Here is a 12,484-nt window from a genome sequence, read left to right as displayed (position 1 = left end):
GAGGAATTCTTAAAAAGAATTACATCGGATAATCCTGTAGACAGTCATAGACTTCTACCTGATCTAGGCTACCGGTTTCCATTGCCAGACAAAGTGCCACAACTTTCAAAGTATCTGCCAGATATTTTTCATCTTTCAAGGCGATACCTTCCTGTAATCCACTTATACGTTCTGCTGGAATTTCAAGGGCCTGAGCCGCTTCCACAGCATCTACCTGGTTAAAGAAGTGCAAAATTGCATCTTTCAGTTCTGCATCCGATGCATTTAAAATCCCTTGATTCAACTGTTCTGTGATGAGATCAGTCGAAGAAAATAAAGCTTTAGAGAAGTTTTGAACAAGATTTTGCCCAAGCACATCAGTCATCTTTAACATGGAGATACCTTCAACTAGAAAGGAAAATGGAGAGTACAGCCAATAGCAAAAGTGCTATAAATTGAATGAAAAATAATCTATTTCCGGGTGAATTGCAAAGCTTTCTGGGTGACTGTGTAGTCCTGCTAATATATATTTTAGGGCTTGAAATATATAATCATAATAAAAATAAATGTTTAGAATCCAAGTATTTTTTCGGTAATATTTTTAAAGTCTAATTTTATATAAATTATCTAATATTATTTTGTCGATACGCACCTGGACTGACGCCAGTCCACTTTTTGAATGCACGATGAAATGCACTGGATTCCTGAAAGTTAAGCTGATCGCTGATCTCTTGTAAACTTTGTTCAGTACGGGTCAGTAATTCAATTGCGGTATCCCGGCGTATCTCATTTTTTAATTGCTGATAGCTGACACCTTCACTTTTTAAACGCCGTTGCATGGTGGCTTCAGACATATTCATTTTTAAGGCTAGTTCATTCAGTTCCAGCCATTCTGCCGGCGAAACCTGTAGCAATTTTCGGCGAATCTGGGTGCTCAAGGCATAGGGGTTTTTAAAACGCACCAATAAATTTTGTGGTGTTTGCTGAATAAACTGATACCAGGACTGAGCATCCTGTTTAATCGGCAATTGCAGATAGCTTGCATCAAATTGCACGTAATTTTCGCTGGCCTGATATTCAATCTGTTCACAGAATCGAACTTTGTAATCAAAATCATTCAGTGGTGCTGCACATTTCAATTGAATCTGATTAAGCAAAATCCGTTGTCCACTTAACCAGCAGATCAGGGTATGAATCAGCATCAGATAAGTCGCATAACTAAACATGCGTTTGGTTGTTTTTAAATCATAAATCACGATATAGGCATAGTGTTCCTCAACCATGAGCGTGCTTTGCAGGTCGTCCAAAACCAGATTGAGAAATTGCAAAATATGTTGCAGGGCTTTTTCCAGCGTATCTGCCTGCATGACCATTTTCGAAAGCAATTTAAAACTACCACGACGCATGGCATGGCTGTCCATGCCAAAAAATTCGTCATTCATGCTGTCTGCAAGCACAGTCCATAATTGGGCAAATTGATTAACCGATACGCGTGCCTTGGGAGCATTCAGGACCTCCACTGGAATATTGGCTTTTTTCAGAATGGCAGGGATATCAAATTGCAGCCGTTTGGCATCCAGCAATGCTTCATTCACCAGATCAATCGAGATGGTGCCTTTGCTATATTCCAGTGCAGGCTTATGCATATTCAGTCTGACATCCTTGTTTTCATTGTCCAAATACATCATGCAAGATGCAATATTTGGAAATTGTACAGAATAAAAACTCTGTTTACTCTGCATATTAAGTCGTATCTGAAATAGAAAAATCGCTAGGAAATAAACATGAACATTCAGGGAAAAGTTGTTGTCGTTACAGGTGGTGCATCAGGTTTAGGTGCAGCTACAGCGACTCATTTGGTTGAACACGGTGCTAAAGTGATTCTGGTTGATATGAATCAGGAGCAGGGTCAGGCATTACAGCAGCAACTGGGTTCACAGTCTGAGTTTGTACAGCTTGATGTTACCGATGAACAGGCCGTTGAAAGTTTCTTCGCTCATGTTGAAAGCACCTATGGTCAACTGAATGGCTTGGTCAACTGTGCCGGGATTGCGCCATCTGCCAAAGTATTGGGACGAAACGGCATCCATGAATTGGCGATGTTCCAGAAAGTGCTCAATATTAATGTAAACGGTACTTTTAATATGTTGCGTCATGCGGCGGCTTTAATTGCAAAATATGAGCTGCAAGCTGGTGAAGAAGAACGTGGCGTAATTGTGAATACAGCTTCGGTTGCCGCTTATGACGGTCAAATTGGTCAGACTGCCTATGCGGCCTCTAAAGGTGCAGTCGTCGCAATGACTTTACCTTTGGCACGTGAACTAGCTCGTGAAGCGATCCGTGTCATGACCATCGCGCCGGGCATTATGGAAACTCCGATGCTGAAAGGCATGCCGCAAAATGTCCAGGATGCTTTGGGGCAAATGGTGCCGTTTCCACCACGTCTGGCAAAACCACAGGAATTCGCCCAGCTGGTGGGACATATTTTTGAAAATAGTTATTTGAATGGTGAGGTCATTCGTCTGGATGGCGCGATTCGCATGCAGCCTAAATAAGTCTTCGATTTATATAGGACATGATGATTTGCACAGCTACCAATTTCTCATTGAATTCAAATGACTTTGTTTAAGCATGCATTTTCTTTTGAAGGGTCAAAAGAAACAAAAATCCTTTGCGAAACTGAAGATACATCCCTGTATCTCAGTTTCGCAGGCGACATCCATGCCGCCTTAACTGACGTTCCAACGATCTCAATAGTAAAAAGCTTGAAGTAAATAAAATAGATATAGAAAGGGAAGTTCAATGATTTTAAATGATGAACAAAAAATGATTCAGGACATGATGCGCAATTATTCGCAGCAGAAGCTGAAACCGACGGCGGCCTTACGCGACAAAACTGCACAATTTCCAGCACAGGAATTGAAAGAACTCGGTGAACTCGGTGCACTTGGTATGACAGTGGCTGAAGAATGGGGTGGTGCAGGTCTGGATTATGTATCATTGGTTGTGGCGCTAGAGGAAATTGCCGCAGGAGATGGTGCAATCTCGACGATTATCAGTGTGCAGAATTCTTTACCTTGTGGCATTACCCAGCGTTATGGCACAGAGGAACAAAAACAACAGTATTTAACCAAGCTTGCAACAGGTGAATGGCTTGGCTGTTTCTGTTTGACAGAACCTCAGGCCGGTTCGGATGCCAGTTCGCTGGAGTGTAAAGCCGAACGTGATGGTGATGAATGGGTGCTAAATGGCACCAAGCAGTTTATCACGACAGGTAAACACGCACAGATTGCACTAGTCTTTGCTGTGACTGATAAATCTGCAGGGAAAAAGGGTATTTCATGCTTTCTGGTGCCGACCGATGCACCGGGTTATATCGTGTCACGCCTAGAAGAGAAAATGGGTCAGCATTGTTCGGATACCGCGACCATCGTTCTGGATAACTGCCGGATTCCGGCTGCCAACCTGCTGGGCCAGGAAGGTGAAGGCTATAAAATTGCCTTGTCGAATCTTGAATCGGGTCGGATCGGCATTGCAGCACAATCAGTCGGTATGGCGCGGGCTGCACTAGATGCTGCAGTGGAATATGCCAATGAACGCAAAGCCTTTGGTGTGGAAATTGTGCAGCATCAGGGTGTGGCGTTCAGGCTTGCAGATATGGCGACCCAAATTGAAGCCGCACGTCAGCTTGTCTTGCATGCTGCAACCTTAAAAGATGCAGGCTTGGCGTGTTTAAAAGAAGCATCAATGGCAAAGCTGTTTGCATCGACCATTGCAGAGCGAGTCTGTTCAGATGCGATCCAGATTCATGGTGGCTACGGTTATGTCTCTGATTTTCCGGTTGAGCGTATCTATCGTGATGTGCGAGTGAGCCAGATTTATGAAGGTGCATCAGATATTCAACGACTGGTGATTGCACGTGAAGTGTGTCAACGCTGATTGTTAAATTAAAAAAACAGACTTTGATTGATGTTCAAATCCTGCACTTACATGGATGGATATGGAAATTGCAGGATTCAACTGAACATGATGATCTAAAGACATACAGTACGAATAATCGAAAAATAAGCCTTATCCATGTTCTAGTCCTAGGGCATGAATGCAGATTTGAAAAAAGTATGCTGATGGAATCAGCAGGAACAACAAATACAAATGGACAAACTCAGGCAAGGTCGCCTGAAAAATACAATAGGAAAGAGGTTGTCGTCATGAAGACACTAGAGCAGGCATATGCTGATTTTAATTTTGAAAATATGGTTCAGGAACATCTGGTTGGAAATGCAGAGAACATCAATGCGTATACCGAATGCTGTGGTCGCTACCTGGGTCAAAACCGAACTGCACTGATTTGGGAAGGCAAAAACGGAGATGCAGAGCAGTGGACCTTTGAACAGCTGGCCGTAGCTTCAGGACAGCTGGCCAATTATATGCATTCTCTGGGTTTAAAAGCCGGTGACTGTATTGCAGGATTGCTGCCAAGAACGCCAGCACTCTTAATTACCATATTGGCCACCTGGCGTATCGGTGCCATTTATCAACCTTTATTTACTGCCTTTGAAAGCAAAGCCATTGAACATCGTATCAGTACCGCTGGCACCCAGTTGATCGTTACTGATGAAGAGCAGCGACTGAAACTCCATGATCTCAATGTTCCTAATATTCTGACTGTGCATCAGGCAGCAGCAGATGATTATCAAGATGCGGACTTCTGGATAGCCTTACAGCAACAACCGGAAGAGTTTGAACCGGTAAATTGCCAGTTTAATGATATTTTTCTAATGATGTTTACTTCAGGTACGACAGGCTTAGCAAAATCGGTTCCTGTGCCTTTAAAAGCGTTATTGGCCTTTAAAGGTTATATGCTGCACGCTGTAGATCTGCGAGATGAAGATTTCTTCTGGAATCTGGCAGATCCGGGCTGGGCGTATGGACTGTATTATGGCATTGCAGGGCCGCTCAGTTTAGGGCACAGCATCATCATGGATGAACGTGGCTTTAGTGTCGATAATGCCGTACAAATCATTCAAAAATATCAGGTTAGTAACCTGACCGGTTCGCCAACCGCATTTCGCATGTTCTTTGGTTTTAAAGAAAAATTTGATGCAGGCATCAGTTCGCATTTACGCGTGGTAAGCAGTGCAGGTGAGCCGCTCACGCCTGAAGTGATTCAGTGGTTCAATCATGATTTAAATGTGAATATTTACGATCAATATGGACAGACTGAACTGGGTATGGTGATCGCCAATCATCATGGCTTGGAGCATTATAAAAAAGTTGGTTCAGCCGGTTTTGCTATTCCTGGGCATCGTTTTGCTGTATTGGACAAAGAACATCAGGAAGTAGAAAAAGGCGGGATTGGAACCTTGGCAATTGACTGTGCAGCTTCACCGTTGATGTGGTTTGAAGGCTATGCAGGCCACAACCGCAAGTCATTTGTCGGGCAGTATTATCTCACTGGTGATACCGTGAAGCTGAATGAATATGGTGGTATTGATTTTATTGGGCGTGCAGACGATGTCATTACAACTTCGGGCTATCGGGTTGGGCCTTTTGATGTAGAAAGTACCTTGCTTGAATGTGAAGAAGTGCTTGAATCTGCCGTAGTCGGCAAGCCAGATCCAGAACGAACTGAAATTGTGAAAGCCTTTGTAGTGCTTAAATCGGCTTATCCGGCTACTGAAGATTTGATGTTAAAACTGCAAAGTTATGTACGTTCACGCTTATCCAAACATGCCTATCCGAAAGAGATTGAGTTTGTGGCGTCTTTGCCTAAAACATCGAGCGGCAAGATTCAGCGCAATTTACTCAAACAGCAGGAAATAGCCAAACTTCAAGAGATGAAGCGAGTCAGTTAATTTTCAAAATTCATCCTTTAATTGAATGTTCAAAGGCTGCTATGGCAGCCTTTTGGTTTTTGAGAAAATAAATTTTCTTCTATTTAAAATTAAGCTGAATGTTGAGCTGATTTTCCTAAGCTTATATTTTTAAGAGAGCAGATTGAGGCAAGCCAAAATTATAATTTTATGTCATTACAGTAAAATTACATTAATATTTAAAATGAAATATATCAAAAATTTAGCCTCTTAAGAAAAAGAGGCTAAATCTTGGCAACTACCAAATATTGCCTTGTAAATTCACTTTTTGATGCTCTGCATGCGGTTCACCCGCTTCACCGGTAACGCCGCCTTTTAAGGCTTTAAAAAGCTGGGTGACTTTGTTGTCTGTCACATTCCAATATTCTGCGCTGACTGCTTCTGCAATCAATACCCGTACGGTAGGATCATCCTTGCCTTCAAACCAGTTTTCAGCCCATGGATTCCATAATTGCTCAATCAGAATACGGTCAGTACTGATCTGGGCATGTGCACTAATCGACACATAAATACCATCTGATGGTTTTGCAAAAGACAGACCGATCTGACCACGGCCTGTTTCTGCTGCTTTGACCAGATCATTGGTATTACGCAGGATGAAATATAAGTTTTGACGTTCATTCATCTGCTCGGAGTTCAGCATGGTCATCGGCTGGGAGTGGATTTCATGGGTGTCGGTTAAATGGCTGATCATGGTGTAACGGACATCTTTGATCAATTCCCATAATTTTTCACGATTATCATGTTGAGTATTGTTATGCTCGGTCATGTATGTTCTCCATACGATTTTATGAAAGCTGAAAAGATTGCTTGGTATTTTCAGATTAATCATATTTAGAGACAGATGCCTTAGGTCTCACTGAACTCATACATTTTCATACTCAAATATAGGCAGAGACTACAGAATTGCTAAACAAGACAGCTCGATTTACAGGGAAATTTAATAACAAAGATTTTAAAAACTTCAGGTCTGACACCTTTTATAAGTTAGAAAAAGCTGTTTGCCGGAACCATTGAATTGAGGTGATTCAAAAAATCTTGCCAAGCCATAGCAGCTGCAGCTTGATACCGAGCGTTTAGCTGATATGCTATTTGGCTCAACGATTGCCGAACCATTTATTGATATGCTGTAAATTGACTGTGAGATTGATCTTCCAGAGATTTATCAGCCTTTAGAAACTTCAGTAAGGCTAATTTTTGCGATCATTGTTAAAAATTTTCGAAACAAGGAAAGACGTTGTCTACATTTAACATGGATGCCATCTCCCCAGAATTTGAACTCACTGATGCTGAACTACATCTGTATAGCCGTCAGATTCTTCTGGATGGCTGGGATATTGACGCTCAAGAGCGGTTAAAATTTTCTAATGTCTGCATTATTGGTTGTGGCGGGATTGGCTGTGCACTGGCAGAACTTCTGGCACGCGCAGGCGTAGGAAAAATTACCCTGATCGATCCAGATACTATCGAGATGAGTAATTTACAGCGACAACTGGCATTTATGCCGCAGGATATTGGATTTTATAAGGCAGAAACTCTGGCCAAAAGACTAAGTCAGGTTAATCCGCACCTACAGGTTGACTATGTGAATCAGGCATTAACGGCTGAAAATGCAGCGCACCTGATTGAACATCAGGATCTGGTGCTGGATGGCTGTGACCAGTTTGCCACACGTTATCTGGTCAATCAGATTTGCGTGGAGCTGAATGTGCCATTATTGAGTGCTTCTGCGATTGGCTTGCAAGGCCAGCTGTTTATGGTTGAAGGGGATTCTGCCTGTTATGCCTGCCTGTTCCCGCCAGAAAATCAGGCCGATGAAAGTCTGCGCTGTGCAGATTCCGGTGTATTGGCGACCACACCGAATGTGATGGCCAGCTTGCAGGCACATCATACCTTGTTATATCTGGGATTGGGTCAGATGCCACTCAGACAAAAATTGTTGTTGTGGGATGGACTGAGTTTTAAGCAGCGGATTCTAGCTTTCGAAAAAGATACAGATTGCCCAATCTGTCAGGCAAGATAAGCCTGCAAAGTGAATTTTTTTTGCTACACTGCATTTAATTAATTTTTCCTAAGACATTATGAAAAACAATATCTGGTTAGATGGAATACGTTCAGTTGCCCGTATGGGAGAAACAGCAGTCGTTGCGGCAAAGGCGGGCTTTAAATATGTCACTGAAAAGCCGAGCAATGCCAAACTGATGCGTGAAACTTTTGAATCCTTAGGTTCGACTTATATCAAGCTGGGTCAGTTTATTGCCAGCACGCCGTCGCTGTTTCCACGTGAATATGTAGAAGAATTTCAGGGTTGTCTGGATCAGACTCCACGCTTGCCGTTTAGCTATATCCAGCAGGTTTTAGCCTCTGAATTTGCAGGACGCAATCTGGATGAAATCTTTGCATCGATTGATGAAACGCCATTAGCCTCTGCATCTATTGCACAGGTGCATGCAGCCAAACTGGTATCTGGCGAAGATGTCGTGATTAAAGTACAAAAACCGGGCGTAGAAACCATTTTGTACACTGACTTGAATGTGCTGCATTGGGCAACCAAGTTGCTGGAAAAAGCAGTCCCGAAAGTTAAGTTTGCTTCACTGGCTGACATTGTCGAAGAAATCAAAACCCGTATGGTGCGTGAAGTCGATTTCATTGAAGAAGCTCAGAATCTGGATGATTTCGTCAATTACCTAAATATCACCAACAATCAAGCAGCCACTGCGCCGAAGGTTTATCATCAATATTCGACCCGTCGTGTGCTCACCATGCAGCGTTTATACGGTGTGCCTTTGACCGATTTTGAAGTGGTTAAAAAGGTATCCAAAGATCCATCTCAAGTACTGATTACTGCGATGAATACCTGGTTTGGCAGCTTGATGATGTGTAACAGCTTCCATGCCGATCTGCATGCAGGCAACCTGATGCTCCTTGAAGATGGCCGTGTCGGTTTTATTGATTTCGGTATTGTTGGTCAGCTCAAGCCTGAGGTATGGACGGCATGTATGGCATTTATGGATTCATTGCAACATACCAATTATGAGCTGATGGCGCAAAACATGCTGAAAATGGGTATGACCGCTGTGCAGATAGACACCAAAGTTTTGGCTGCTGATCTAGAGCGTTTATTCAGTGGCGTGTTGATGGCAGATCCACAGGAATTGTTAACGTCCAACCCTGCTGACCTGAACGATATCATGATGGATATGGTGGCTGTGGGTGAACGTCATGGCATCCGGTTCCCGCGCGATTTTGCCTTGCTGTTCAAGCAAATGCTGTATTTCGACCGTTTCATGCGAATTCTTGCGCCGTATACCGATATCTATGCCGATCAGCGTTTGCAAATGGTGCAAAGCATGGATCCGAATCTGCTGTTAAAGCATTAATCTTAAACTCATCTAGACTTGGAAAATCCCCCTAAATCCCCCTTTTTTAAAGGGGGGGCTTTAAAAGCTCCTCCCTTTGAAAAGGAGCTTGAGAGGGATGTGGTCAGTATTAAATTCTCGAGCAATCCAATGGACGCCATTATTATTGAAGGTTTAAAGGTTGAAACAGTCGTGGGCTGCTTTAACTGGGAGCGTCAAATTATTCAGCCTCTAATGCTGGATTTGACCATTCAAACCGACTTGGAACAGGCATCAAACTCAGATGCACTTGCAGATACGCTGAATTATGCAGAAATTTGTGAGATTTCCAGCAAAGTCATTCAAGAGGCCAAGCCTGAATTGATTGAACATGCAGCAAAGTTAGTGCTGAATGCACTTTTTACTACCTTTACAGCAATTGAATCGATTAATATTACGATCCGTAAGCCTGCCATTATCGCGCAAGCCAATTCTGTAGGGATACGTCTTGAACGCCACCGAAACGATTTTCGCCCTAGCATTAGCGAGTAATTGTCATCCTCAGCAACATTTTCAAGCTGCACAGCAACGTATTTCCGAATGGGGAGAAGTTCAGTTTTCTCCCATTTATATGATTCCTTGCCGTGATGGCATCGGCGCAGATTACTGGAATGCAGCGTGTTTATTGCGAAGTTCGGTGTCTAGTGAAGACCTGATTGAGCTGCTCAAACAGCTGGAACAGGCATCAGGGCGAGTACGTCCATCACATCAGATTACTTTGGATGTTGATTTGATTGCCTGGGGATCCGATCTTCAACATATGCAGTTTAATGAAAAAAAATTGCCTTTGGCTTTGGATGTGAAAGTGCCCATGTTTGATATCTGGCATGATGCCATGTTTGAACATGGATCACATAGTTTCCCAACAGTTGAACAGCTGATTTAAATCGAATCACATGATTTTCTGCTAATACAATTTATCTAGTACGAATGGTTAACCAGCCTGATCAAACAAGATCAGGCTTTTTTATGATGCAGTTTTTTGTTTTTATATGAAAAGAAAAATTCAGATAAGATGGCTCAGGTAGATTTTAGGAATCATTTAAAAATGAAAATATTGGAAATTGTGGTTTCGGTGATTTTAATCCTTGGGATCCTTTATGTGATCCAATGGGGATTTCATGGTTTTCCGACAGGGAATTAATATTTGATTGATTTAAAGCTCTGGAATTTATTTTAAGTTCGATAAAAATTTTCAAAATAGCAAGAAATGAATCATCGCCCTTTCACTTTTTCTTATTATAAAAAATGATCAGCAATACGATAATGATCGCCAAGATGGCAAGAATGATCTTAGTTTCCATAACAATACCTCTCAGACATAAATCTTAGGTTTTAAGCATTTAAATTAAAACTGAACGTAAATTAAAATAAACTCTAATTTTGTTAGCACAGCAGTTTTTCGAAAAAGCCTTATTCATGAACGTTAAAATGATAGTTGTTCAATCATATGGTGTGCCTATTAAACGATGAACAGATGTTTAGGCGACGGACACATTAAATAATGATCCGATCCACGCACTGAATAACATGGCGATAATTCCCCAGAGCATCACCCGAACAGCGCCTCTCCAGACACTTACTCCACCGGCATAGCTCGCCAGTGCACCCATCATCCCCAAACTTAAAACGCCAATCAGCATGACGCCTTTATCCAGATAGTGTTCCGGTAAAATCATGATTGAAATTAAAGGGAATAATGAACCTACCGTAAATGCCATGGCGGAAGAAAATGCAGCGAGAAAGGGTTGGGCAGAGGTATGTGCTGAAATACCAATTTCATCCCGGGCATGGGCATCCAAGGCATTATGGTCGGTCAGCTGTTCAGCGACCTGTTGTGCCAAAGCAGGTTCCAGACCTCGTTGTATATAAATCGTTTTGAGTTCATTTAACTCATGCGTGGGATGGCGCTGAAGTTCGCGCTCTTCCATGAGTAGATCATTGGTTTCAATATCTTGCTGGGATTTAACCGAAATATATTCACCGGCCGCCATCGAGGCAGCGCCAGAGATTAAGCCGGCAACACAGGTCACCAATAAAATTTCTGTGGATGCTCCACTGGCTGCAATACCCACCACCAGACTGGTGACCGAAATAATTCCGTCATTTGCCCCCAGTACAGCTGCACGAAGCCAACCCGCGCGTTCGATATAATGTTTTTCAAGATGGTATGAATGGCGCACAATGAAGCCCCTTTTTTATTATCATCATGATTATAGTAAATTTAAGTCATGTATAGATAGTAGGATTGAATCGATCTGAAAATTATCTTGAATGATCTGATCATCGTGCGCTTGGCTGAGCATTTTATCAATCCAAGATAAAATCGAAGTGAGATTCATAAGTTCAAGAAATCAGACGCACTTGATACATAATTGATTTACGAATGGTAAAAATGATTAAAGCAAATCAAATATATCGAACAAAATAATAGCTGAGTGAGCTGGTTTAAAAAGAGAATCATCATGAAAGAAAAACATGAAAGCCATAAATGCTTGGTATGCGGCAAGCACTTTCTTCTGAAAAATCTCACTCCGATGGGAACAGTCAGAAAAGTCATTACCGAAGAGATTGCCAGGGATATTCCAGGCTGGACACCGCAAGATTATATTTGCCAGGCAGATTTAACCCGGTACCGCATACAGTATGTACATTCATTATTAAGTTCGGAAAAGGGTGAAGTGACTGATCTTGAGTTTGAAGTGATTGATAGCATGCATCAGCATGAACTGATTACCAAAAATGTGGAAACAACCTTAGAGCAAAAGTGGACCTTGGGAGAAAGGCTCGCCGATAAAATTGCAACTTTTGGTGGAAGCTGGACCTTTTTGATTTGTTTTGCAATCTTCTTGGGCCTGTGGATTACGATAAATACTGTGGTGATGGTGACACGACCTACTGATCCTTATCCATTTATTCTGTTGAATTTAATCCTGTCCTGTCTTGCGGCGATTCAGGCACCTATTATTATGATGAGCCAGAACAGACAGGAAGCAAAAGACCGCTTACGTTCGCAAAATGATTATCAGATCAATTTAAAAGCCGAGCTGGAAATCCAACACTTGCATGAAAAATTAGATCATCTGCTGCTACATCAATGGGAACGGTTGGCGCAAATTCAGGAAATCCAGCTGGACCTGCTTTCTGAAATGAGCAAAAAAGATTAAAGGAAGCTGTGGGGAATCTCTATTATTTTATAGAACTTATAAGCAATAAGATAACGATATCCCTTGA

The 12,484-nt window shown here is 42.1% G+C and carries 12 protein-coding genes; 8 read left to right on the top strand and 4 right to left on the bottom strand.

What is annotated here, in order from left to right; genetic code table 11:
- Nucleotides 1-19: 19 nt before the first annotated feature.
- Together NI469_RS00470 and NI469_RS00465 are read right to left on the bottom strand one after the other, a co-directional pair.
- Nucleotides 20-373: a hypothetical protein gene (locus tag NI469_RS00470; protein WP_044108873.1), complete on the bottom strand. Its 354-nt coding sequence runs from the start codon at nucleotides 371-373 to the stop codon at nucleotides 20-22.
- 229 nt (nucleotides 374-602) lie between these two features.
- Nucleotides 603-1,625 (bottom strand): AraC family transcriptional regulator, encoded by a 1,023-nt coding sequence (locus NI469_RS00465; RefSeq protein WP_253174211.1) that lies wholly within the window; start codon nucleotides 1,623-1,625, stop codon nucleotides 603-605.
- Nucleotides 1,626-1,763: 138 nt separating this feature from the next.
- Here NI469_RS00465 and NI469_RS00460 point away from each other — a divergent pair, with 138 nt between their 5' ends.
- The 3 genes from NI469_RS00460 to NI469_RS00450 all read left to right on the top strand — a co-directional run bounded on the left by NI469_RS00460 (nucleotide 1,764) and on the right by NI469_RS00450 (nucleotide 5,834).
- Complete coding sequence (locus NI469_RS00460; RefSeq protein WP_253174210.1) at nucleotides 1,764-2,534, top strand: SDR family NAD(P)-dependent oxidoreductase; 771 nt, start codon at nucleotides 1,764-1,766, stop codon at nucleotides 2,532-2,534.
- Nucleotides 2,535-2,781: 247 nt separating this feature from the next.
- Entirely contained in the window at nucleotides 2,782-3,918 is a 1,137-nt protein-coding gene (locus NI469_RS00455) for an acyl-CoA dehydrogenase family protein (protein ID WP_253174209.1), read from the top strand.
- Nucleotides 3,919-4,187: 269 nt separating this feature from the next.
- Nucleotides 4,188-5,834, top strand: coding sequence for an AMP-binding protein (locus NI469_RS00450; protein WP_253174208.1), 1,647 nt, complete (start codon nucleotides 4,188-4,190; stop codon nucleotides 5,832-5,834).
- Between the two features lie 256 nt (nucleotides 5,835-6,090).
- On the opposite strand, the gene NI469_RS00445 is transcribed toward NI469_RS00450, so the two are convergent.
- Nucleotides 6,091-6,621: a pyridoxamine 5'-phosphate oxidase family protein gene (locus tag NI469_RS00445; RefSeq protein WP_004731434.1), complete on the bottom strand. Its 531-nt coding sequence runs from the start codon at nucleotides 6,619-6,621 to the stop codon at nucleotides 6,091-6,093.
- Between the two features lie 483 nt (nucleotides 6,622-7,104).
- Between NI469_RS00445 and NI469_RS00440 the strand changes: the two genes are divergently transcribed.
- From NI469_RS00440 to NI469_RS00425, 4 genes are all read left to right on the top strand, one after another.
- Entirely contained in the window at nucleotides 7,105-7,875 is a 771-nt protein-coding gene (locus NI469_RS00440) for a HesA/MoeB/ThiF family protein (RefSeq protein WP_253174258.1), read from the top strand.
- A gap of 58 nt (nucleotides 7,876-7,933) precedes the next feature.
- The gene (locus NI469_RS00435) at nucleotides 7,934-9,232 is read left to right on the top strand and encodes an ABC1 kinase family protein (RefSeq protein ID WP_253174207.1); all 1,299 of its coding nucleotides are present in this window, start codon (nucleotides 7,934-7,936) and stop codon (nucleotides 9,230-9,232) included.
- A gap of 129 nt (nucleotides 9,233-9,361) precedes the next feature.
- On the top strand, nucleotides 9,362-9,742 hold the full coding sequence (gene folB / locus NI469_RS00430; RefSeq protein ID WP_034439422.1) for a dihydroneopterin aldolase: 381 nt from the start codon (nucleotides 9,362-9,364) through the stop codon (nucleotides 9,740-9,742).
- On the top strand, nucleotides 9,699-10,136 hold the full coding sequence (locus NI469_RS00425; protein ID WP_222112201.1) for a 2-amino-4-hydroxy-6-hydroxymethyldihydropteridine diphosphokinase: 438 nt from the start codon (nucleotides 9,699-9,701) through the stop codon (nucleotides 10,134-10,136). Before folB ends, NI469_RS00425 begins: the two co-directional genes overlap by 44 nt.
- Nucleotides 10,137-10,731: 595 nt before the next feature.
- Here the strand turns inward: NI469_RS00425 and NI469_RS00420 are convergent.
- Nucleotides 10,732-11,433 (bottom strand): VIT1/CCC1 transporter family protein, encoded by a 702-nt coding sequence (locus tag NI469_RS00420; RefSeq protein WP_005097209.1) that lies wholly within the window; start codon nucleotides 11,431-11,433, stop codon nucleotides 10,732-10,734.
- Between the two features lie 282 nt (nucleotides 11,434-11,715).
- Between NI469_RS00420 and NI469_RS00415 the strand changes: the two genes are divergently transcribed.
- The gene (locus NI469_RS00415; protein ID WP_216986121.1) at nucleotides 11,716-12,417 is read left to right on the top strand and encodes a DUF1003 domain-containing protein; all 702 of its coding nucleotides are present in this window, start codon (nucleotides 11,716-11,718) and stop codon (nucleotides 12,415-12,417) included.
- Nucleotides 12,418-12,484: the final 67 nt, after the last annotated feature.

Origin of the sequence: Acinetobacter lwoffii (assembly GCF_024129735.1) — a bacterium.
GTDB lineage: Bacteria > Pseudomonadota > Gammaproteobacteria > Pseudomonadales > Moraxellaceae > Acinetobacter > Acinetobacter lwoffii_H.
The sequence above is the reverse complement of the archived record's forward strand: the minus strand, read 5'-3'. Positions and strand labels throughout refer to the sequence as shown.